Origin of the sequence: Aureimonas fodinaquatilis (assembly GCF_008369445.1) — a bacterium.
Classification (GTDB): Bacteria; Pseudomonadota; Alphaproteobacteria; order Rhizobiales; family Rhizobiaceae; genus Aureimonas; species Aureimonas fodinaquatilis.
In genome coordinates this window covers 1,002,988-1,025,897 of the sequence record NZ_VTWH01000002.1, presented here as the reverse complement: position 1 = coordinate 1,025,897, position 22,910 = coordinate 1,002,988, and the positions used below count along the sequence as shown (strand labels likewise).

The following is a 22,910-nucleotide window of genomic DNA, read 5'->3' as shown; positions in this document are numbered from 1 at the left end:
ATTGGTTCGCGAGCATTTGTTCAATTGTAAAGGACCCATCTGATGAAAGCTTTATGCTGGCACGGCAAGGGGGATATACGTTGTGACACAGTGCCGGATCCGGAATTGCAAGGGCCCCGTGACGCGATCATTCGCGTCACGGCCTGCGCGATCTGCGGATCAGACCTGCATCCCTATGATGGCTACATGCCCACCATGGAGGCGGGCGACATTATGGGCCACGAAACCATGGGAGAAGTGGTCGCGCTGGGCTCGGAGGTGTCCAATCTGGCCATTGGAGATCGGATAGTTGTGCCGTTCAACATAGCTTGCGGGGATTGTTTCTTCTGCAGGAAGCAACTTTTCTCACTCTGTGATCGGTCCAACCCCAATGCAGAAATTGCCGCAAAGGCTATGGGGCACTCACCCTCAGGGCTTTTTGGCTATTCTCACATGCTTGGCGGCTATGCAGGTGGGCAGGCGGAATTTCTCCGAGTGCCATTTGCCGATGTCGGGCATATCAAAGTGCCGGACGGAATTTCGGATGAGCAGGCGCTGTTTCTTTCCGACATATTTCCCACCGGATATATGGCGGCTGAAAATGCCGAAATTGAGCCGGGCGACACTGTCGCGGTTTGGGGCTGTGGCCCGGTTGGGCAATTTGCCATTCAAAGCGCCTGGATGCTGGGCGCCGGCCGTGTGATCGCAATAGACACCGTGCCGGAGCGTCTGGAAATGGCGTGGACGGTGGGAAAAGCTGAGGTCATCGATTTCCGGGAAGTTGACGTCTATGAAATGCTGCAGGAAATGACAGGCGGTCGGGGCCCGGATCGGTGCATTGACGCTGTTGGTGCGGAAGCGCATGCGGGCGGCTCCATCGATGCCGTGGTCGATAAGGTCAAGGCAGCAACCTTTCTGGGAACCGACCGACCGCACGTGCTGAGAGAGATGATCATGTGTTGCCGAAAGGGTGGCACCTTGTCCGTTCCCGGAGTTTACATCGGCATGTTGGACAAAATTCCGTTTGGCGCTCTGATGAACAAGGGTCTTACCGTCCGCACCGGTCAGACGCACACGCATCGGTATCTGGAGCCGCTGCTTGCAAAAGTGGTTTCCGGTGAAATCGACCCGTCCTTTGTCATCACTGACCGGGCGGGCCTGGAAGATGGGCCGGAACTCTATAAAAAATTCAGAGACAAGAAAGACGGCTGTATCAAGGTTGTCATGCAGCCGAACGGCAGCCCAAAATAGCCAACCGGCAGGTCTGGCAACAGAAAGCATTCTCGCTGTTTGGACCAGCGAGAATGCTCTGATGACTACGCAATGAATTACAACGGATAGCGAAGAATTGCCGCGAGGTCTCCACCGCCCGGTATTTCGTCTCGTCTGACACCCAGCACCGTGGCGCCACTGCCAAAGGCCCTTGCGGTGATCTGGTCGATTATGCCGTAGGCCTTTGCGTCATCTTTTTCAGCAAATGTCACGGCGCCGGTTTCATCATCGATAAAGCCTGCAACGACTGAATCGATATCCACCAGCAATGTCTGAATGGCTCCGAACGTTGCAGCGCGTGCGGCATCCGAAACGTCGGTCGTGGTCCGCCGCTCACCAGTACGCTTGTCGAACAGTGCCTTGATCTCGGCAATGTTGGCCTTGTAACTGGCATCAAGAATGGGCCGCGCGCGCGCCGCCAGTTCGGCCTCGGACAGCCGGTCGGGGCTGTCTGAAATCGTTTCGTCCAAAGTGTTGTGATAAGAGTTCATATGCTTGAACAGATCGGCGAGCCGGCCGGTGGCGGCTACGATCAGCGGTCGTTCACGTCCTGCCAGGACCGGGCGCAGGGCTCCATCAACCTTACGCACATATTGTTCAAGCCGCACATTCAGACCTTCCGTGCCGTGAATACGCCCACTCATGGAGCGGTCATTCAGGGTCGATTTTCCTGCTGCTGATGCGGCATCCTTCGGCATGTCATGAACAGTCACTGCTTCAGGCGGAAGGTCGGCGTTCATTTCCACCAACCGCACGGCGTTTTCTGACAGGGCCAGAATGAAGGCGGAGTGTGAGAAGGTGATCACGCGGAACAGCGGCTTGAGATGAAAGCGATCGGAAACCTGCACCATGGAGGTCAAATCGTTTGCAAGCCGATAGGTGCGGATGGTGTCCGGCGTGGCAAAGACAGCCAGGCTGTTTGCCTGAAAGCGCCAGAAGTCGTCATCGTCCAGCAGATCATTCAACCCATCAACCAACGCGGCCAGACGCTTTTTGTCAAAAGCGGCTTCTTCAAGTTGGTTCTGCGCGTCCCTGATCAGGTTTTTCAGTTCAATACGGGAGGCCTGAACATTTTCGGTAATGGGTGATGTTTTGAGATAGATTGAAACACACGCATCAGCGCGCTTTTCCGCCAAAAGTGAAAATTCATTTCTGGTGGGGATATCGAGATGAAGCATAAGCGGTCCTTTCCTGTCTCCAGTCTCATCTAGCTCACCTGCCAGAAAAACCAGTCCAGAACGGCCTCCCGCCTTGTTGCTGGATGAAAACATTGTGATAAATTTTCAGAAAGGGCGATGCAAATCTCATGTTTGTGCATGTCAAACCGGCGGTAACAGCCAACATGGTCGGCATTTTTCAGGCATAGCATTTCCGTTTCATCGTCAATGCTCAGGGTCAGGTTTGGGGAGGGGAAACATCGTGACGGAAGTTCTCATTGCAGGCGCGGGGCCAGTGGGGCTGACCCTGGCGCTTGAACTGGTGCGTTATGGCCTTGAAGTCAGGATCATTGATCGTGCTTCGCATCCCGCTGAAACTTCAAGAGCTTTGGTGCTCTGGTCGAGAACGCTGGAATTGCTGGACCGGGCTGGTCCAACCCAGGCCTATATGGATGCTGGCCTGAAGTGCCGTGGTGGTTCGATGCGAAACGGCGGCAAAATTCTCGGTCGCCCCAGTTTTGAAGACATCGAAAGTGCCTACAACTTCGCGCTGATGATTCCCCAGTACCAGACTGAACGCCTGCTCAATCAGCAACTCGAAGACCATGGTGTCACGGTTGAGCGGCAGGTTGAGCTTGTTTCCTTTACCGATAACCATGGAGAGATCGACGCAAAGCTTCTGCACGCTGACGGGCGTGAGGAAACGGTTCATCCCGTCTGGCTGTTAGGCTGCGATGGGGCACACAGCGCTGTTCGGCATGGTTTGGGCTTTGAATTCAGCGGCTCTGCTCAAGGCGATGACTGGGCAATTGCAGATATCCGGATCGAAGGTCCCAACGCACCACCGTCTGACGAATTGTCCATCTACCTTCATCATGATGGGCCGTTTGTTGTGTTCCCGATTCCCGGGGGACGTGCGCGAATCATTGCTGCCATCGGCGCAAGTGACCCTCAGCATGAGCGACTTCCCCCGACATTGGAGGAGGTGCAGGCATTCGCTGACCAACGCTGCGGTCCCGGCGTTAGGCTGGTGGACCCTGTATGGCTTACGAACTTTCGGATCAATGAACGTAAGGTGGCCAATTATAGCCGTGGCCGGGTTTTTCTAGCTGGAGATGCAGCGCATATTCACAGCCCGGCCGGCGGCCAGGGCATGAATACCGGCATGCAGGATGCATTCAATCTGGCGTGGAAACTGGCAATGGTTCATCGTGGGCAGGCACATCCATCGCTTCTGGACAGCTATTCGGGTGAACGCTCGGCAGTCGGTGAGATGGTATTGCGCAACGCAACGCGCCTGACAGACATGGCAACCTTATCCAATCCGGCGGCGCAAGCAGCTCGAAACTATGCAATGCACCTCATGCTGGGGCTGCACGCAGTGAGGCAGAAACTCGCTTCAACAATGAGCGAAATTGATATTGCCTATCCCAAAAGCACATTGTCGAAAGGGTCTGGATCTGGCTCGCGGTGGTTGCCGGACAATTATGCGGGGTCCGCACCAGGCGCAGGCGCAGTGCCGCGGTTCGTGCTTTACAGCTCTGATCTTGAGCGAGGCGCTGAACTGACTGCAAAATATCCGGAGTTGCTGGAAGCCGTTCCCCGTGCCATGCCGCAGGGAACGGGTCTGATCATTGTCCGCCCTGATGGTTATGTCGGGCTGTCAGAAAAGACTGGCGCATGGAATGAGGCAGAGAATTATGTTCAGTCTCTGCAGAATGGCCGTGCAGGATAGATTTGTGCACCGGGGCGGCTAGCCTATGGTGCAGATCACAAGATTAGCCTCTGTGTGCGCCTGAAGCTTCAGGTCATCCGCGGCATCCAGCGCAAAGCAGTCACCGGACTGCAAAACCTGACTTTCGATGGAAATGCTGCCCGAAATCAGTTTGCCAATGGCAATGCTGCCCTTGGAGTGCGCAATTTCGGCTCCGGCTGCCAAAGGCACCTGCTTCACCACCATTTTTCCGTCGTGGCTGGTGAACAAATCCTGCTCGCCCGAACCAGAAGCGGTTAGTGAAGCTTCGCGCAGTGGGGTGAAGCTTTGAGCTGGACTAACCTCACCATCAGGGCGGTAGCTCAGTGCAAACTTCATCGTTGGTTCGGATTGCGACCAGCGGTAAAGGCAGGTGGGCGGCAGCACGAACATGTCACCAGCCGCAATTGCTTCATCGCCAATTTCAGGCAGGCTAAGGGTAAAGCGGCCTCGCAACAGAATGGAAAATTCGTAGTCGGGACGCGTTTTGGCGTGGATCGCATAAGGGGAAGCGCCCCAGGCAACAACTGTAACCGCTGGCACAGCCGAAGTCAGGAAAGTCCGGCCGGTGATCCGCGGGCTGGGACCGTTCAGAATTGCCGGGTCCAATGGTGGGCGGTCCACAAGATTATCGAGATCAAGCTTGATAAGGGCCATGCTGTTGCTCCTCAACCATTTCATGCAATCCTGCGATTGCCTGAAACGTTGTAACTGTCTGTTTAATCATAGTTTCTGCCGTTAAGGCTTTTCCGTTTCTCGGAAGCGCTTTACATGCGCGCGGCGTCGACCGCGGCACGAATTCGAGCAGTCGAGATTTCTGTCGGAAGCGTGCAGTCGGCTCCCAGAATCAGACCTTGGCGTCCATGGTCAGAGATAATTTTCTGAACCGCCGATTGGATCTGCTCGTCGGTGCCGTCCACCAGCACGCCGCTGCGGTCATCAAGGCCGCCCAACACGGTCTTGCCAAAAAGCCGGGCACCGGCTTCCAGTGAGACATTGCTTTCATGCACAGCCCAGTTGACGGCAGCCGCCGGATAGTCGGCATAGGGTCCAAGACGCGGCTGCGGCTTGCAGACATGCAGCACAACCTCATCAGTGTGGCGGGAAATCTCGTTCAGGACCTCTGTTTCGAAAGGTTTGAGATAGCGATTGAACGTTTCCTCGTCGAAACGGTCGGTTTCGCCTCCGATGGAGCTATAGTAGATGCCGGAGGCACCGGCTTCCAGACAGGCGAGTGACAGTTCGATCAGCGAGTCAGTCACAGCACGGAAAGCCGGCATGACCGCTTCGGGACATTCTTTCAGGTGCTGTGTCAGAAGATGGGGCATATCGAAGGTGGCTTCTGGGCGCCGACCACCATGAAAAGCGCAGATATAGACGCCGTGGATGGTTGCCAGCAGCGGCACTTCACTCCCCAGCCTGTCCGCCAGACCTTTGATGATATCCAGTTGGCCCTGATAATAACCGCCTTTGGTTTTCAATGGCTTCCATGTTGCCCAGTCCTCGGGGCGGGAGATCGGCGTGTCCATCCGATAACGATATTCATTCATGACCTTGAGGACGTCAGGATCGACAGCGCGGTAAAAGTCCATGTGAGCGCGGATCGCGGCCTGGCCGAACCAGTCTTCTTCAGGGAAGTGCAGCCAAAACCCTGATGGCACATAATCAACCTGACCACCCGCAAGGGCAGCCTTGAACGCCTCAAACTTGTTCATTGGTCTATCCTGATGTTCGTCGATAGCTGGAAGCTTGCGCCCCGCCGGGGCGAGAAAGAGGGGTGTGTTTTGCGTTCAGTCCCGGCTGTTGGACAGTTGCATAAGACGCGTACCGCCAAGGTGCCTTTCGATCAGATCCTGCGCGGCATTTGAGTCACGCCGCTGGATTGCCTCGAAAATCTGCCGGTGTTCGTCCTGAACCTCGCCCTTGTAGAGAGCAAGTCGCGCATTCTCATCAAGGTCTTCGCGCATCAGCGCGCGGGCGATGGTCGCGGTGCGAAGGGTGCTGAGGACGCGGCAGAAATATTCGTTCTGCGCTGCAGTAGCAATTGCAAGGTGAAAGGCAATATCCGCTTCGATGGATTCATCGAGGTCGCTTGCCTCTGCCGCCTGGTCAAGGCAGGCGCGCTGGGCTTGCAGGTCTTCGTCTGTGCGTCGTTGCGCTGCCAGGAATGCCGATTCCTTCTCGATCAAAGTGCGAAATTCATAAAGCTGTCGCAGGCTGGCCATCGATTCCAGATCCGCGGCGGCGATGCGAAACGATGGTGAAGGCGAATTGGCCACAACCACCGATCCTCGTCCGCGCTGGGTTGAAATCAGGCCGGCTTCGCGCAGGCTGGAAACAGCTTCACGAACCACTGTTCGGCTTACGCCAAAAGCGGCGGCGATTTCAGCATCGCTGGGAAACCGCTCGCCGGACTTGATGCGCCGGCTTTCAATTTCCTCACGCAGCTTGCGGGTCAACATTGTAGCAAGGCTGGGCGCTGCTTCCAGCGCCTCGGTTTCGAATGGGATCGCCACAGTTCCTCCGTTCTGCTCACGGGCAACGGCCGCTCGCCAACAGGACGGCGGCGCGGAAGTCCTTGATTCAAGTTCACCATAAAGCACACTTCCGACCGATATGCCAGATCAGTAAGATATGAGGTTGTAATATATTCTGATGACAGACCGATAAAAATGCGCTTAACTTCGAGTCGTAGCAGCCACCTCACCCCCCAATCTGCGGTGAGGGGCAACAGCGCGGGAGAGTTAATTTGAAGATTCTCATTGAGGAGACACTCAAGGAGGAGGCAGCCAATCTGCTGGCCGGGAACGATGTCGTTCTCTTCGCAACCCATGAGGACGACCGCGCGGCAATCACGGCAAAAGCGCAAGGCGCTGATTCGATGGTGCTGCGCTGGCCACTCACCTTTCCAGTGGACGCCGAGTTTCTTGCGGCCTGCCCGGACCTCAAGCATGTGCACAAATCCGGTTCGGGGCTGGAGCATGCTGACGTGCTGCACATAGATGCCTGCACGCAGGCGGGTGTCATGTTCTCCAACAATGCCGGGCTGAACGCCGATGTGGTGGCAGAGCATGCAATTTTGCTGACGCTGATGGCAATGCGGCCCGACACGCTGACCCACATGAACCGCCTGCGGGAAGGGCATTGGGACGCAGCGCCTGCCGCAGACGTACCGCGCCCGCGCACTCTGGTTGGCAAAACCGTCGGCATTGTGGGGCTGGGCCAGATCGGCACCTGCGTCGCGGCCAGAATGCAGGCCATGCGCGTTGGTCGTATTCTTGGCTATCAGCGCACCCGCCGGTTCGAGCAGGCCTATTTTGCCGGTGTCGAGTGGGTTGACCTTCGCGAGCTTCTCGAAACCTCTGATGTCATCGTTCTTTGCCTGCCACTGTCGCCGGCGACCACGGGTCTGATCTCTCGTGAACTGGTGGCGGCGATCAAGCCTGATGCGGTGCTGGTCAATGTCGGCCGCGGCGGCGTGATTGATGAAGCCGCGCTGTTCGAGGCGGTGCGTGATGGCCGCATCGCCAGCGTTGGCCTGGATGTGCTTGAGGTCGAACCTTCAGACAGCCCGCTTATGAAACTGCCCAACGCATTTGTAACGCCGCATACCGCGGGTACCGCAGTCGAAATGCAGCAGATCCAGCGGCAAGCGGCCGTTGAGGCCGCAGCCGAGTTTGCCCGCCGCCGGCGCCCGCCACGTCTTGTCAACCCGCAAGTCCTGCGTTCTGCCGCCCTGCGGGCTGGCTGGCTCGGGGCTGACTGATCCATACGACTTCTTGAGGACACCGGAAATGATGCTACCCATTCAGGCCCCTGATGACGTTTTTGACCCATATGAGCGGCTCGCCACTTTGGGTCTCAAGCTCGAAACCCGCAAGACCCGTGGTGACTGGTTCAGCTTTACCCGGCGTTCAGGCGATCTGCTTTTCACCTCCGGCCAGATCGCCAACACGGCGGAAGGCCCGCTGTATCGCGGCCACCTAGGGCGCGAGGTTACAGCACAGCAGGGCAATGAGTGCGCGCGGCTGACCATGCTGAATGTCCTGTCGCTGGTTCACCAGAGCACGGGTGACCTGCGCCTTTGGCGGGCCTTCAAAATCTCGGTCCAGGTTTCCTGCACGCCGGATTTTGCCGATGTCGGCGAGGTGGTCAACGGTGCCTCGCAGCTTCTGCTCGACGTTTTTGGCCCGCATTTCGGGGCTCATGCACGCATCGGGATGAGCAATGTGGCGCTGGCTGGCGGATCGCCGGTCGAGATGGAAGCAATTTTCCAGCTTCGCAGCAGCTAACCGTTGCGGTGAAATGTATCCGGCACAGCTCAGCCGCCGGGACACGATAGTTGGGCGAGAATGCCCGTGACAACGACAGGAAAAAGGAAAAAGAAATGGCGATATCCACACTCAACCGCCGCCGCTTCCTGGTCGGCACGCTTCTTGCCTCGACATGCCTGGCCACATTCGGACCGGCCTGGGCGCAGGAAGCGACGGCCGAGCCGGTCCATGGGGGCATTCTGACTTTTGTGCTGATGGCGGAGCCTTCCGTTGGACTGGTCAACATTGTCAGCGCCGGTGCAACGCGCACCACTGCCAAGACGAATGAAGGGCTGTTGACCTATGATTTCGATTTGACGCCGCGGCCGCAGCTGGCCGTCGAGTGGGATGTTGCCGAAGACGGCATGACCTACACGTTCAAGCTGCGCCCGGATGTGAAATGGCATGACGGCGAGCCGTTCACTTCGGAAGACGTGAAGGTTTCCTATACGCTGCTGCGCAAGGGGCATCCGCGTTCGCAGGCAATTGTCGCCAACATCGCGGAAATCGAAACCCCCGATCCGCTGACCGTGATCTTTCGCATGTCGGCGCCAGCCCCTTATCTGCTCTACGGCCTTGCTGCCGCCGAGATGCCAATCGTTCCTGCCCACATCTTCAAGATCGACGAAGATGCTGCGCAAAACCCGGCCATCCGCTCGCCGATCGGTACGGGTCCGTTCAAGTTCAAGGAATGGGTGCGCGGCAGCCACATCATCTATGAGCGCAACCCGGACTACTGGGATGAAGGCAAGCCCTATCTGGACGGGATTGTCTTCCGGGTTATGACCGATCAGGCAGCTCGTTCAGCCGCCTTCGAAACCGGTGAAATTCTGATCGGCGATGAAACCCCGATCTCCTATTCCGATGTCGAGCGGCTGACCGCCACCCCAACCATTGATGTCACCACGGATGGCTACACCTCGCGCAACACCATTGCCCGCCTGGTCTTCAACTTCGACGATCCGAAATATTCCAACCCGCTTGTGCGGCAGGCCATCGAGCTGGCGATCGACAAGCAGCTTCTGGTTGATTCAGCCTGGTTTGGCTATGGCAAGCCCGGCACTTCCGCCATTCCGTCGGGTATTGCGCGGTTCCACATTCCGGTTGAAACCAAGGCTGTGGATCTTGAAAAGGCCAATGCGCTGCTGGATGAGGCCGGGTATCCAAAGGGTGCCAATGGCATTCGTTTCGAAACCACCATCGATTATTATCCGGGCTTCTCGCCAATGAAGAGCCAGGCCGAGTTCATCAAGAGCGCAATGGCCCAACTTGGCATCATGGTGAATGTGCGCAGCACCGATTACGCGACTTACGTCAAGCGCATCTATACGGACAGGGATTTCGAGTTTTACACCACGACGAATTCGGCAACGTTTGATCCGACCATCGGCATTCAGCGCAACTATCTGTCAACGTCCTTCACAAAGGGTGTGCCGTTCTCGAATGGCACACATTACGCCAGCGAGGCGGCCGATGCAGCGCTGATTGCAGCCGCACGTGAGCCCAACGAACAGAAGCGTCACGAATATTTCGAGGCCTTCCAGCGCCAGGTGGCCGAAGACCTTCCAGCTATTGCGCTGATCGAAATCGAACAGCTGACGGTCTTCAACAAACGGGTGCACAACCACACGCAGGCGGCTGAAGGGCTGTGGAGCAACATGGCTGATGTGTATCTGACTGCGGAATGACACCGCGGGCTTCGGCGCCGCGCGGCGCCGAAGCCTCTTCGCTGATCCTGTCCGCAGGTCTGGCGACCGTTCGGAAACCTTTGAGGAGGTCCTCTTGTCCAGCTTCCGCCGCGTCCTGCGTACATTGCGCAGCAGTATCCTCCAGGCTATTCCCACGGCGATCATCATCGTCATCCTGAACTTCATTCTCCTGCAAATGGCGCCGGGAGATGTGGTCGACGTGCTGGCTGCCGAGTCAGGCGCGGCGACACTTGAGGGCATGACCGAAATGCGTGAGCGGTTCGGCCTCAATGCCCCGGTGGTTGAGCAATTGATCAGCTATCTCGGGCGGCTGGCCCATCTTGATCTTGGCACATCCGCCCGCTTCGGGGTGCCGGTTTCCGAATTGATTGCGCAACGCCTGCCGGGCACGCTCTTGCTGATGGTGCTGGCGCTCAGCACTGCCGTTCTGATCGGCATTGTGCTCGGCGCGATCATGTCGGCCTTCGCCGGCAGGTTGCCCGACAGAGTTCTGTCGGTTCTGTCGCTGCTGTTTTATTCCATCCCGAATTTCTGGATTGGCCTGATGCTGATCGTGCTGTTCTCGGTCAAGCTGGGCTGGTTGCCCAGCGGCGGATCGGGAAGTATCGGGATGGGGCTGACCGGGTGGGATCTGATTGTCGACAAGGCCCGTTATCTGGTGCTGCCTGCGGCCTCGCTCGCTCTTTACTATGTTGCCATTTACGGGCGGCTGACACGGGCGGCAATGCTGGAGGTCAGGTCGCAGGATTATGTGCGGACTGCCCGCGCCAAAGGCCTGCCCCCCATAGTCGTCACCGTGCACCACATTCTGCGCAATGCGCTGATCCCGATCACGACCATGGCCGGAATGCATGTTGGTGCAATGCTGGGCGGCGCTGTCGTGGTCGAAACCGTCTTCAGTCTTCCTGGCCTTGGCCGACTGGCATTTGAATCCGTGCTTGGTCGCGATCTGCAGGTGCTGCTCGGAATTCTGCTTCTATCCTCGTTCCTCGTCATCATCATGAACGCGCTGATCGATCTTCTGCATGCGTTTCTTGATCCAAAAATCGGGGCTCACTGATGCGTATTCCTTTCCTGAAAACAGCACCGGTCTCGCCTCACGACGTTGCCGAGGCTGATCTTTCCCGGCGCGAGCTGCGGTTGTTTCTGACCAATCCCAATGCGGTGATTGGCCTTTCCATCCTGGCGCTGGTGGCGGTTCTGGCCCTGCTGGCTCCGGTGCTGTACCCCGTTGATCCGTTAAACATGGTGGCCCGGCCGTTCCTGTGGCCCGGTCAGGATTGGGCCTATCCGCTGGGCACGGACGCACTGGGCCGCGATGTTCTGGCCGGGGCCCTGCATGGCGCGCGCATCTCGCTCTATGTCGGGTTGGCCGCGACCGTTTTGGGTTTTGGCATCGGGCTGACAGTTGGCGCAACGGCTGGTTATTTTGGTGGTTGGGTTGATGTCGTGCTGGTCAAGCTGATCGAGGTTTTCCAGACCCTGCCCAATTTCGTGCTGGTGGTGGTCATTGTCGCTGTTCTTGATCCAACGCCCACCATTGTTTCCATTGCTATTGCCATTGTGAGTTGGCCGACAATCGCTCGTCTGTCCCGAGCCGAGTTCCGATCGATCCGTCAAAGAGACTATATCACGGCGGCGCGAAGCCTGGGCTGCGGGGCAGGGCATATCATGTGGCGCGAAATCCTGCCCAATGCGCTGCCACCGTTGATTGTCACATCATCCATCATGGTGGCCAGCGCCATACTCATGGAATCCGGCTTGTCCTTCATGGGCTTGTCCGATCCCAACATTGTCTCATGGGGCTCGATGATCGGTTCGGGGCGCGAATTTATCCGCACCGCCTGGTACCTGACGGCCTTGCCGGGACTTGCCATCGTCCTGACGGTGCTTGCGCTCAACATGCTGGGCGACGGGCTGAACGACGCGCTGAACCCGCGGAGCCAGAATGACTGAATCGGAGCAGGGAAAAACGATGGATAACGCCCCCGCCATCCTGGATGTGCAAAACCTCTCCGTGACGTTCAAGGTTCAGGGAGGAACGGCCACCGCAGTCGACGGCCTGAGCTTCCAGATACCCGCTGGCAAAACCGTGGCGCTGGTCGGTGAATCAGGATGTGGTAAATCCACGACCGCCCTGTCGGTGCTTCGGCTTCTGCCACGCAACGCGCAGCTCAGCGGCAAGCTCATGTTCAACGGCCGCAATCTGGTCGATCTGCCGATGACGGAACTGCGCAAGGTTCGCGGCCACCAGATCGGAATGATCTTTCAGGAGCCGATGACCTCGCTCAACCCCGTGCACCGCATCGGGTACCAGATCGTCGAAGCAATCCGCTATCACGAGGCCAAGGTGACAGCCCAGGCAGCGCGCGAGCGTGCGCTGGAGCTGCTGCGTCTGGTTCGGCTGCCCGATCCTGAAAAGCGGCTCGATGCCTATCCGCATCAATTGTCGGGCGGACAACGCCAGCGGGTCATGATCGCAATGGCGATCGCCGGAAACCCGCGGCTGCTTATCGCCGATGAACCCACGACTGCGCTGGATGCAACCGTTCAGGCGCAAATCCTGGAACTGATCGACGAGCTGCGACGCAAGCTGGGCATGGCGATTTTGCTGATCACCCACGACCTCGGAGTGGTCTCGCGCTGGGCTGATGAGGTCATCGTCATGCATCATGGCGAGAAGCTGGAGCAACTCAAGGCCGCGGACCTGTTCACCGCCGGTCGTCATCCCTATACGCGCGGGTTGATTGGGGCCTCGATCCGGGTGGATCAGGACATACACTACCGCAGCCGCGCCCTTTCAGAAATCCGCATAACGCGCGATGCGGAAGGAGGATATGAATACGACCTCCATGTGCCCGCGCGTCGTCCTCTTCCGCCAGTGGATGTGGTGTCACCGCCTATTCTGGAGGTTCGCAACCTCGTCACCAGCTACAATCTTGGCGACACCGAGCTGCGTGCGGTTGACGATGTCAGCATGACCATCCGCAAGGGCGAAACGCTGGGGCTGGTTGGCGAATCCGGCTGCGGAAAATCAACATTGTCACGGACAATTATGCGGCTTACGCAAGCCACGTCAGGCTCGCTGCTGTTTGAGGGGCGGGACATTACAAGGCTGGAGGGGGCCGGGCTCCAATCCCTGCGCGCCAACATGCAGATGATTTTCCAGGACCCGTTCGGATCGCTGAATCCGCGCCACACCGTCGGCAATATTCTGGATGTTCCGCTGCGTCTGCACGGTGTGAAAGACAAAGCCGAGCGGCGCAGACGGATAGCGGAGGTCATCGAGAATGTCGGGCTTCCCGCGCGAAGCGTGCTGCGTTATCCGCACGAATTTTCCGGTGGCCAGCGGCAGAGGATCGGCATCGCCCGTGCACTGATCCTGCGCCCTTCGCTTGTCATCTGCGACGAGCCGGTTTCTGCGCTGGATGTGTCGGTCCAGTCGCAGATTCTCAATCTGCTGGCGGATCTGAAGGAACAGTTTCACCTCAGCTTCCTGTTCATATCGCACGATCTTGCGGTGGTGCAGTACATATCCGACCGGGTGGTTGTGATGCAGTCCGGCAAATTCGTCGAGGAAGGCGATTACCGTCAGATCCTTCGCCATCCAAACCATCCATACACGCGCACACTGCTGGCCGCGGCCGAAGGTGGCCGTGTCGCGGAAGCCGCCGCCTGAACCGGCATTTCATTTGGAGATATCATGTCTTCTGCCGTTGTTATCGCACCGGGTTACGCCTGCCATCAGACCGAGATGGCGGCCCTTGCGCCCTTCGGCGTCGGGGTTCATGTCCTGGAGTGGGCGAATGATCGGTCGCGCCTCCTGAAAGGCGTGGCCGAGGCTCCTATCCTGTTCGTACGTGACACGGCAATGGATGCCGGAGTGATACAAGCCTGCCGGCAAGCCAAAGGTATCGTGCGCTACGGTGTCGGGATAGATCGGATCGATCTGGATCAGGCGCGTGAGCAGGGGATCAAGGTTGTCAATATTCCCGACTATGGCGCGGATATTGAGGTGGCGGACCATACGCTTGCCCTCTATCTTGCCGTGCAGCGGCGCGTTGTCAGTGGTGACACCGCGGTGCGGCAGGGTGTCTGGGGCATTGCTCAGGCTTCACCGATAGGGCGGATCGGCGGGCAGGTGCTCGGCCTCATTGGCTTTGGCAGAATTGCCCGCGCTGTGCGAAGCCGGTTTGCCGCCTTCGGGGTTAAGGATGTCATCGTGCATGATCCGTGGTTGACACCCGAAGCTGCGAAAGCGGCGGGGGTTACGCAGGTCAGTTTGGGCGAACTGGCCCGATCCGCGCAGATCGTCTCGATTCATGCGCCGGCTACTGACCCGGACCGCCCGATGATTGATCGAGCCTTCCTTGCGGCCATGCGCCCTGATGCAATCCTTCTGAACACAGCGCGCGGGGCGCATGTTGATGAAGTTGCCTTGACCGAGATCTTGCGCGCTGAACGCATCTTCGGTGCCGGTCTGGACACTCTGCGTCAGGAACCACCAACGCCCGATCATCCATTCCTCTCGCTGTCGAACGTTGTGCTTTCGGACCATGCCGGTTGGTATTCCGAGGCAACCGTGGCGAGCTTGCAAGGGAAGGCCGCGGCTGCCGCCGTAACGATCCTGTCCGGACAAACTCCGGATAATTGGGTCAACCCATGAAAGCCGCCAGGCTCGATTGCCCCGGCGAATCCGCCCTTTCCACTCCTGGCCCGGGCGGCATCGCAGCCGAAGTCTGAAACATCCAGTCTTTTCAATCCACGGAGAATGCCGCATGAGCCTGATCTTACGCAATGAAGACAATGCCAACCGCTCAATTGTCGATGCCGGTAACCCGCATCTCCCGGATGTCTATTTCAATCGTATCCGCCTGGCCTCAGGTGAGAGCCTGACGCTGGATGTGCCAGGCTTTGAAACGGTGGTCGTTGTTCAGACCGGTCAATGCGACGTTGCCGTCGGCACTGAGCTTTTCACGGGTGTTGGCGGCCGGAGGGACATCTGGTCGGGCAAGGCAGACAGCGTTTACCTTGGCACAGGACAGCCATTTACGATAACGGCAACCTCGTCACTTGAGGCCGTTGTCGCTGGCGGGGCCTTCACCGAAGCGCGCAAGCCGTTCCGCGTCGGACCAGACGAGGTTGAAAGTGTGGTGGTGGGCTCCTCCGACACAAAATCAAAGCGCGAGATTTTTCATATCCTTGGACAGAATGCCAATGACCGCGCGGGCAACCTGCTGGTGAGCGAGCTGTACGCTGAGGATGGCTGCTGGTCGGGCTACCCTCCACACAAGCATGACACTCATCGCAACGGTGAAACCAACCATGCCGAGCTGTATCATTATCGCTACAACCCGCCGACCGGCTTTGGCGCGCAGTTCCATTATCATGATAACGGAACCCCGGAAGCGGTCATGACACTAGACGGCGATACTTACCTGCTACCGACGGGCTATCACCCAACGGTAACCTCGCCCGGTCACAGCGCCTATGTTTTCACCATATTGGTGGGCCGCGATCAGCGGGGGCTGGTTCAGCATTTCGATCAGACTCACGACCATCTGATCGACTATATTCCGGGCCTTGGTGCAATGCGCGACAAGTTCAAATAGCGAGGCAACGGGTCAAGAATTTCCGCACGGACCGACTGCCAGACAGCCGCGAACGTTGTTGCGTTCGCGGCTGTCTGCAAATTAGCCACCGGCAATGCCATGAGACAGTTCAGTGTCGATGCAGATGCCTGGCCTGATAAGCCGCAGGGTCAATGCCCGTTCCATGTCGCACTCATGTCGCATGGGATTTAATGCGACTTTTGAATCGCCTGCACGGCGATGGCAACGCGACAAAATTTGATGGGAAATTGAAGAATTTGCGCGAAGCACATATTCGAATGGTGCCGGCTGCAGGGCTCGAACCCGCGACCCCCTGATTACAAATCAGGTGCTCTACCAGCTGAGCTAAGCCGGCACAGACGGGGCAATAGCACAAAGATTTTTGCTGTGCACCCGCAAAATTGCATTTTGAACAGGTTGCCGCAAATTCGCTACACGGTAGCAAATTTGTTGCGAATTTTGGGCTGAAAACGCCCTGCGTTCGTGCGCCATCTTGCAAACTGCAACCCTGAGGCGTTTGATCGCTCGGTTTACTTCGGCAACATCGCCGAATCTTGGGAGGCATCATTGGATCGTCGACACTTCATTCTCAAGTCTGGTCTGGCTGGTGGCGCGGCTTTGGCCGGTGCAACCCTTGCCGCGCCGGCAATCGCGCAGGAATCGCCCAGCATTCGCTGGCGCATGACATCCAGCTTTCCAAATACGCTGGACACGCTTTTTGGCAGCAGTCAGTTCTTTGCCAAATCGGTTTCCGACCTGACAGATGGCAAATTCAGAATCGATGTTTTTCCGGCAGGTGAGTTGGTTCCAGGCCTTGCCGCACTGGACGCGGTGGGCGATCAGACGGTCGAGGGCGCTCACACGGTGTTGTACTACTATGTCGGCAAGGACCCGACATTTGCTATTGGATCGTCGATTCCCTTTGGATTGAACGCCCGTCAGCAGAATGCCTGGCTTTACAATGGCGGTGGCAATGAGGCGATCGACTCTTTTCTTGAGCCGTACAATGTCGTTGCTCGCCCGGGCGGCAACACCGGCACGCAAATGGGCGGTTGGTTCCGCAAGGAAATCAACAGCGTTCAGGATCTGAACGGCCTGAAAATGCGCATCGCAGGTATTGCAGGGCAGGTTCTGGCACCGTTGGGTGTCATTGGTCAGCAATTGGCCGGCGGCGACGTTTACCCGGCATTGGAACGTGGCACCCTCGATGCAACCGAGTTTGTCGGCCCCTATGATGATGAGAAGCTCGGCTTCTATCAGGTTGCACCTTATTATTATTACCCGGCATTCTGGGAAGCAGGTCCAACAGTTCACTACGTTTTCAACAAACAGAAATACGATGAACTGCCTGCAAGCTACCGGGCGGCATTGGACACAGTTTCCCGTGCCTGCAACATTTCCATGCTGGCAGATTACGATGTGAAGAATATGCAGGCCATTCGTTCACTGGTGGGCAAAGGCGTTCAATTGCGTCCGCTGCCACGTGATGTGCTGGATGCTTCCTATGATTCCTCCCAGGCGCTGTACAAGCAACTGGGTGAAACCAATCCACGTTGGAAAGCGATGTTCGATCCGTGGAATCAGTTCCGTTCGCAAAGCTATGAGTGGTTCCGGGTGGCAGAGTTCACCAACGACACCTACGCTTACAGCAAGCAAGCCTCGGGCCAATAAACCCACCGAGACTAAACAAGCAAAAAGGCCGCAGTTCACGCTGCGGCCTTTTTGCATTCAGTTCGCCCCGAAGCTTGGCGGGGGCGGCGCACCAAAACTGGGTGGGGCAGGTGCGCCAAAGCTTGGAGGCGGTGGAGTGCCGAAGCTGGGCGGCGCAAGGCCACCTGGCAAGCCGCCACCTGCCGGTTGCTCGGGCATTGGTATGTTCAACTGGATGGTCGACGGATCCACCACCGCTTCCGGAGTGATGAAGTAAGTCACAGACTCCGGCCAGAAAATGAGAATGGCCACAAGAACCAGTTGCAGCATGAGCCATGGTATAGCGCCCAGGTAGATGTCGGAAGTCTTGACCTCGGGCGGAGCGATGCCGCGCAGATAAAACAGTGCAAAGCCAAATGGCGGATGCATGAAGGATGTCTGCATGTTCACGCAAAGCAGCACGCCAAACCAGATCAGATCAATGCCGAGAGCATTGGCAACGGGGACCAGCAGCGGCACGACGATGAAGGCGATTTCAAAAAAGTCGAGAAAGAATGCGATGAAGAAGATGAAGATGTTGACGAAAATCAGAAAGCCGATCGCGCCGCCCGGAATGTGTGACAGCATATACTGGATCCAGTGACCGCCATCCATTCCCTGGAACACCAGGCTGAACACCGTCGCGCCGAGCAGAATGAAAACCACCATTGCAGTCAGGCGCATTGTCATTGCCATGGCCTGCCGAATGAGTGTCCAGTTCAGTCGCCCATGCAATGCAGCCAGTATCATTGCACCCACAGCGCCCATGGCGCCGGCCTCGGTGGGGGTTGCAAGGCCCATAAACATGGTGCCAAGCACCACAAAAATCAGCAGAAGTGACGGCACCATGGCCTTGATAACCCGCCAGATCAGCGGCCAGCCGCGCATTGTCCTCGCTTCTGGCGGCAGCGGCGGCATCATTTCCGGACGCAGGCGAGACATGATGAAAATGAATGTCAAAAAGATCAGAATCTGCAGGATTGATGGGCCAATCGCACCCGCATACATGTCACCAACGGAACGGCCAAGCTGATCGGCAAGGATGATGAGCACAAGCGATGGTGGAATAACCTGGGTTATCGTGCCCGAAGCCGCAATGACGCCGGTTGCCAGGCGCATATTATAGCCATACCGCATCATCACCGGCAGCGAGACCACGCCCATGGCGATGACGGAGGCTGCAACCGTGCCGGTGATAGCGCCCAGAACCGCACCCACCAGAATGACCGCATAGGCCAGTCCGCCGGGCAGGGGACCGAACAACTGGCCAGAGCCTTCCAAGAGATCCTCAGCCAGCCCGCTCCGCTCAAGAATGGCGCCCATGAACGTGAAAAACGGAATCGCCAGAAGCAAGTCATTGGAAATTGTGCCGTAAAACCGCAATGGCAGTGCATTCAAAAGGGCCGGGCTGAAATGCTCAAAAACCACGCCAAGAATGCCAAACAGCATTCCGACGGCTGCCAGAGAAAACGCTACAGGAAAGCCAAACAACAGAAAAACGATCATGCTGCCGAACATCAACGGCGGCATTGGCCCATATTCGAACATCCAACGCGTTCCTCGCAGCGGTATCAGCCGTTATTGCAGCGGCTTTTCGTATTTTGTTTCCATTGCGATCAAGCCTCTGAGCGCGGCAAAGCGCTTGATCAGTTCTGAAAGGCCCTGCAGGAACAGAAGCCCGAAGCCAAGCGGCAGCATCAGTTTGGCCGGCCAGAGAATCAGGCCGCCGGCATTCATGGATGTTTCGCCAGAGATGAAAGAGCGCCAGAACATGGGCCAGCACAGCCAGGTGAAATAGAAAATCACTGGCAGATACAGAACCGTGAAGCCGAATATGTCGATCAGCAGTCGATTGCGTTGCGAAAAGAGTGAGTAAAACACATCAACCCGCACGTGCTCATTCAACTTCAGAGTATAGGCGGCACCCAGCAGAACCATGCCAGCAAACATATACCACTGGATTTCCAGCATACTGTTCGAGCTGAGGTTGAAGAGGTACCGGGCAACAGCATTGCCCGCACTCACCAGCACTGCAAACAGAACGAGATAGTCTGCCACTGCCGCAAAACCGGCATTCAAACGGTCCACACCCTTTGAAAACGCGAGAAGTGGTTCCAATAGAGTCCCCTGTGTGGATGCAACCCTATAGTCATTCAATCAGCGCGCGAGCCAATGACACCCAAGGGTAGAATGCCGTTACGATTATTGGCACAAGAATGACAGACTTTTCTTTCGCGACAAGATAACTTTGGCTGCGAAGGCGAAATCGGGGAAGTCGTTTGTTGTCAGAATCAACAGAAGGAAAGGCGGACAAAAGGTTGGGGCGGCAGCTGCGACTGGTGGAAACTCTGCGTCAGCGATTGTCCTTTGAACTTCTGCTTCTGAACCGCATGCAACGCCGGGCCATGGCTGATATGCCGCATGCACCCCGCGCTGTCCGGCTTCCCCTGACCTTGCGCGATGTGCGGCTGCGCGCTCTGGAGCGACGTGCGCTCATCCTGCTGGCAAACTGCGAATCTGCCGACATGCAGAACAATTCGCAAAGTGGAACAGAGTGCTAAGTTGCCTTCCCGGCTGATCGGGGCCTCAAGACGTTATCGCCCGCCGTGCCGCATAAAGTGCCACAGCCGCAGCATTCGAAACATTCAATGAACGGATAGCGCCGGGCGCTTCCAGCCGTGCAAGCGCATCAACCGTTGCACGAGTTTTCTGGCGTAAGCCTTTGCCTTCACTGCCCAGAACAAGAGCGAACCGCTTGCCATTGAAAGTCTGCTCCAACGGCATTGGCCCATCCGAATCAAGGCCAATGGTTTGAAATCCACGCCGGGTCAGGTCTTCCAGCACCTCTGCCAGATTAACCACCTGCAAATAGGGAATTTCCTCCAGCGCTCCGGAAGCCGATTTGGCAAGCACGCCGGATTCCTGCGGAGAATGGCGTGTGGTCGTCACGACAGCACCTGCACCGAACGCTGTCGCCGACCGAAGAATCGCTCCGACATTATGTGGATCAGTGACTTGATCCAGGACCAGCACCAGATCGGCCGCATCCAGATGGTCGAGCCCCAGCGGCGGAAGCGGGCGGGTTTCCAGCATCACGCCCTGGTGCACAGCATCTGAACCCAGTTCCGAATCAAGAACTCTTGGCTCGACCAGTTCGAAGGGGCAGGACAGGTTTTCGGGATCAATTTCCAGCCGGTTCACTGCATTGCGGGTTGCATAGAGCCGAATGAGCTTGCGTCGGGGATTGGCAAGAGCCGCAACCACTGTGTGCAGGCCATAGAGCCGCACAATGCCGTCAACCGCCGGTTTGGCGGGCTCCGCGTGGCGGTCGCGGTGCGCGCGGCGCAACCTTGCATAGTGAGAATCTTTGGGTGTGTGTGACGACGGTTGTTTGCTCATATGCTGCTCATAACCAAGCTGGTAAATTTCCTCAACAAGGGATGTCGAAGTCATGTTGACAGATGCCGCTCGGGCCTTCATAACGCCGCTCGAAGCAGAGACGCACCAGCTTGGTTTCCAGCTGCTTCGCAATGTCTGAATGCCGGACGACAGGTCTGGAGGGATGCCCGAGTGGTTAAAGGGGACGGACTGTAAATCCGTTGGCTTAGCCTACGTTGGTTCAAATCCAACTCCCTCCACCATTGTCATCTGGTATTTAGGGCGTTTCGGCCTTTGCGGGTATAGCTCAATGGTAGAGCAGCAGCCTTCCAAGCTGAATACGCGGGTTCGATTCCCGCTACCCGCTCCAGCCTTCCCATACAATCTGTTTCGCGTCGCGCCCGGTCTCTGTGTCCGCTGATTGCCAGTGGGCTGTAAGGCCGCGTGCATTCACGGCTTTACGCACCTCGTGGCCAACGGCCATGCGCACAGTCGCGGTTCCCAGCCTCACGGCACCGTTTGGGCCAAAGGCTTTGCTCTGAATGGCGACCGTATACGTTCAGATACTGCTCTCTTGTGCCGCAGAGCGGGCCTCTCGATGAAGTGCCATGAGGCGGCCCCGGCAAAAAGTGCCAGCGGAATGGCTATGAGCTGGTTTTCAACCACAGTCATCGCCGGATAGAGCAGCAATATCGATTGTTGAATCGGCCATCCCCACAAATAAACCCCGTAGGAATAGTCGACATTGTCGAACCACGGAATTTTGAGACCGGTTGCGAGTGAGAAAACCAGATAGGGAAGGATCAACAGATAGGCATATTCGAATTTGGGCGTTCCTTGTGTCAGGGCTCCGAGCAATATGCACAGGCAGATGCCTATAGAATTGATCCTGATGATATCACGGTTGATCCAGAAAAATGCACCGATAACATACAGCAGCATCACGTGGCGGTCTGTTGCACCATAGCCCAGTACAACACCGCCCGGCGAAAAATACCCTGCGACGAGCGTCATAAAAAACAATGTATTGAAGATCGCCCGACGTCTGAGGATTCCTGAAGCGAAGAGCACGAGGGTCCAAAAATACATCTCGGCCTCTATCAGCACAGACCAGAGCACTCCATTCACAGCTTGATCTCGCAGCCCTGTGAACAGTCCGGGTATGAACAGCATGAACTGTTGCAGGGTGGCCAATCTCCAGAAATAGTCCAGCGCCGCCGACCAGTCATATGGGCCTGTCGCGAGCAACGGGCCAAAAACAAAGGCCGTCAGCAAGAGGCATGCCCAGAGTGCTGGAAAAATTCTTAACGCGCGTGAGGTGATGAAGAAAATCCAGTCACCTTTCATGACACTGGCCGTAACAAGAAAGCCGCTGATGACGAAAAACGCATCGACGGCCAGGCCGCCGGTAAAGCCGAAACCAAGATTTCTATTGATGAAATCCGCCCCGCCTTCCATCGTTACAGCATATGAATGGCCATAGATAACAGCTATGGCGGCAATCAATCTTATAAGATGTAAATTGTTTTGATCCGGTTTGAATTTATCTGATAAGTAGTCTTCCACTACCTTAGGTTGTTGCATTGGTTTTGTTTCCATCCACCCTTTTAGCGCTCACTACTTCAGACAAGTTGATCGGGCAACTGATGAGAGCAAAGATGCTTTGGCCGTAAAGCTTGGGCATCATTTTGCGGATGCGTGGAACCTATGCCGAATCGTGCCGCGGTTGTTCACAGCACTGGCCGGTGCTGCTTTGCGCTTTGTGATCTTTGAAGGGCGCAAAGGCTGGCGCCAGCCGGCGCCGTGGGGCAGGGTATTTCACCGCAACAGAACCGTTTGCAGATATGCTGGCTTGTAATTCTTCGAATGAGCCTTTATGTCGCCCGCAGTTCTAACTGAGCTAGGCTGCAGGAAACCGGACATGGCGAAGAGCAAATTCGAGCGGAACAAGCCGCACGTGAACATTGGTACGATTGGTCACGTTGACCATGGCAAGACGTCTTTGACGGCTGCGATTACGAAGTATTTTGGCGAGTTTCGTGCGGATG

20 protein-coding genes, 3 tRNA genes and 1 pseudogene are annotated in these 22,910 nt (G+C 57.0%); 15 read left to right on the top strand and 9 right to left on the bottom strand.

From position 1 onward, the window contains the following. Positions 1-42 precede the first annotated feature (42 nt). Positions 43-1,230 (top strand): zinc-dependent alcohol dehydrogenase, encoded by a 1,188-nt coding sequence (locus FPY71_RS11100; RefSeq protein ID WP_149300303.1) that lies wholly within the window; start codon positions 43-45, stop codon positions 1,228-1,230. A gap of 77 nt (positions 1,231-1,307) precedes the next feature. On the opposite strand, the gene FPY71_RS11095 is transcribed toward FPY71_RS11100, so the two are convergent. Continuing rightward, positions 1,308-2,429, bottom strand: a complete 1,122-nt coding sequence (locus tag FPY71_RS11095) for a baeRF11 domain-containing protein (RefSeq protein WP_149300302.1) — start codon at positions 2,427-2,429, stop codon at positions 1,308-1,310. Between the two features lie 241 nt (positions 2,430-2,670). Here FPY71_RS11095 and FPY71_RS11090 point away from each other — a divergent pair, with 241 nt between their 5' ends. Beyond that, positions 2,671-4,143, top strand: coding sequence for an FAD-dependent monooxygenase (locus FPY71_RS11090; RefSeq protein ID WP_149300301.1), 1,473 nt, complete (start codon positions 2,671-2,673; stop codon positions 4,141-4,143). Between the two features lie 18 nt (positions 4,144-4,161). Here the strand turns inward: FPY71_RS11090 and FPY71_RS11085 are convergent, their stop codons facing one another. The 3 genes from FPY71_RS11085 to FPY71_RS11075 form a co-directional block, all read right to left on the bottom strand. Further along, a complete protein-coding gene (locus FPY71_RS11085) occupies positions 4,162-4,818 on the bottom strand; it encodes a hypothetical protein (RefSeq protein WP_149300300.1) in 657 nt (218 codons plus the stop codon). Positions 4,819-4,928: 110 nt separating this feature from the next. Continuing rightward, on the bottom strand, positions 4,929-5,876 hold the full coding sequence (locus FPY71_RS11080) for a uroporphyrinogen decarboxylase family protein (protein ID WP_149300299.1): 948 nt from the start codon (positions 5,874-5,876) through the stop codon (positions 4,929-4,931). 75 nt (positions 5,877-5,951) lie between these two features. Next, entirely contained in the window at positions 5,952-6,677 is a 726-nt protein-coding gene (locus FPY71_RS11075) for a FadR/GntR family transcriptional regulator (RefSeq protein ID WP_149300298.1), read from the bottom strand. A gap of 233 nt (positions 6,678-6,910) precedes the next feature. Here FPY71_RS11075 and FPY71_RS11070 point away from each other — a divergent pair, with 233 nt between their 5' ends. The 8 genes and pseudogenes from FPY71_RS11070 (at position 6,911) to FPY71_RS11035 (ending at position 15,795) form a co-directional block, all read left to right on the top strand. Beyond that, positions 6,911-7,927, top strand: a complete 1,017-nt coding sequence (locus tag FPY71_RS11070) for an NAD(P)-dependent oxidoreductase (protein ID WP_188052306.1) — start codon at positions 6,911-6,913, stop codon at positions 7,925-7,927. Between the two features lie 28 nt (positions 7,928-7,955). After that, entirely contained in the window at positions 7,956-8,453 is a 498-nt protein-coding gene (locus FPY71_RS11065) for a RidA family protein (RefSeq protein ID WP_149300296.1), read from the top strand. Positions 8,454-8,548: 95 nt separating this feature from the next. Then, the gene (locus FPY71_RS11060) at positions 8,549-10,162 is read left to right on the top strand and encodes an ABC transporter substrate-binding protein (protein ID WP_149300295.1); all 1,614 of its coding nucleotides are present in this window, start codon (positions 8,549-8,551) and stop codon (positions 10,160-10,162) included. 94 nt (positions 10,163-10,256) lie between these two features. Next, positions 10,257-11,243, top strand: a complete 987-nt coding sequence (locus FPY71_RS11055) for an ABC transporter permease (protein ID WP_149300294.1) — start codon at positions 10,257-10,259, stop codon at positions 11,241-11,243. Between the two features lie 65 nt (positions 11,244-11,308). Beyond that, positions 11,309-12,139 (top strand): annotated as a pseudogene (locus FPY71_RS11050) (ABC transporter permease); the annotation flags it as partial. Beyond that, a complete protein-coding gene (locus FPY71_RS11045; protein WP_246160348.1) occupies positions 12,132-13,862 on the top strand; it encodes an ABC transporter ATP-binding protein in 1,731 nt (576 codons plus the stop codon). The pseudogene FPY71_RS11050 and the gene FPY71_RS11045, both read left to right, overlap by 8 nt. Before the next feature lie 24 nt (positions 13,863-13,886). Further along, entirely contained in the window at positions 13,887-14,849 is a 963-nt protein-coding gene (locus FPY71_RS11040) for a C-terminal binding protein (RefSeq protein ID WP_149300291.1), read from the top strand. Between the two features lie 112 nt (positions 14,850-14,961). After that, the gene (locus FPY71_RS11035) at positions 14,962-15,795 is read left to right on the top strand and encodes a 5-deoxy-glucuronate isomerase (RefSeq protein WP_149300290.1); all 834 of its coding nucleotides are present in this window, start codon (positions 14,962-14,964) and stop codon (positions 15,793-15,795) included. Between the two features lie 279 nt (positions 15,796-16,074). On the opposite strand, the gene FPY71_RS11030 is transcribed toward FPY71_RS11035, so the two are convergent. Next, positions 16,075-16,150: transfer RNA gene (locus FPY71_RS11030), tRNA-Thr, on the bottom strand. Between the two features lie 212 nt (positions 16,151-16,362). Between FPY71_RS11030 and FPY71_RS11025 the strand changes: the two genes are divergently transcribed. Next, positions 16,363-17,466, top strand: a complete 1,104-nt coding sequence (locus tag FPY71_RS11025; RefSeq protein ID WP_149300289.1) for a TRAP transporter substrate-binding protein — start codon at positions 16,363-16,365, stop codon at positions 17,464-17,466. 57 nt (positions 17,467-17,523) lie between these two features. Here the strand turns inward: FPY71_RS11025 and FPY71_RS11020 are convergent, their stop codons facing one another. Continuing rightward, on the bottom strand, positions 17,524-19,032 hold the full coding sequence (locus FPY71_RS11020; protein WP_149300288.1) for a TRAP transporter large permease: 1,509 nt from the start codon (positions 19,030-19,032) through the stop codon (positions 17,524-17,526). Between the two features lie 30 nt (positions 19,033-19,062). Further along, positions 19,063-19,602 carry a TRAP transporter small permease subunit gene (locus FPY71_RS11015; RefSeq protein ID WP_149300287.1) on the bottom strand — a complete coding sequence of 180 codons (540 nt, stop codon included), beginning with the start codon at positions 19,600-19,602 and terminating at the stop codon, positions 19,063-19,065. Positions 19,603-19,766: 164 nt separating this feature from the next. On the opposite strand from FPY71_RS11015, the gene FPY71_RS11010 reads away from it, so the two are divergent. Continuing rightward, positions 19,767-20,045, top strand: a complete 279-nt coding sequence (locus FPY71_RS11010; protein ID WP_149300286.1) for a hypothetical protein — start codon at positions 19,767-19,769, stop codon at positions 20,043-20,045. 25 nt (positions 20,046-20,070) lie between these two features. Here the strand turns inward: FPY71_RS11010 and FPY71_RS11005 are convergent, their stop codons facing one another. Then, entirely contained in the window at positions 20,071-20,883 is an 813-nt protein-coding gene (locus FPY71_RS11005) for a TrmH family RNA methyltransferase (RefSeq protein ID WP_149300583.1), read from the bottom strand. A 157-nt stretch (positions 20,884-21,040) separates the two neighbouring features. On the opposite strand from FPY71_RS11005, the gene FPY71_RS11000 reads away from it, so the two are divergent. Both FPY71_RS11000 and FPY71_RS10995 read left to right on the top strand, forming a co-directional pair. Then, positions 21,041-21,125, top strand: a tRNA-Tyr gene (locus tag FPY71_RS11000). Positions 21,126-21,158: 33 nt separating this feature from the next. Continuing rightward, positions 21,159-21,232: transfer RNA gene (locus FPY71_RS10995), tRNA-Gly, on the top strand. A 137-nt stretch (positions 21,233-21,369) separates the two neighbouring features. On the opposite strand, the gene FPY71_RS10990 is transcribed toward FPY71_RS10995, so the two are convergent. Continuing rightward, on the bottom strand, positions 21,370-22,461 hold the full coding sequence (locus FPY71_RS10990) for an acyltransferase family protein (RefSeq protein ID WP_149300285.1): 1,092 nt from the start codon (positions 22,459-22,461) through the stop codon (positions 21,370-21,372). Between the two features lie 322 nt (positions 22,462-22,783). On the opposite strand from FPY71_RS10990, the gene FPY71_RS10985 reads away from it, so the two are divergent. Next, positions 22,784-22,910: GTP-binding protein (locus FPY71_RS10985; protein ID WP_246160481.1), on the top strand; the 127-nt coding region annotated here is incomplete at its 3' end.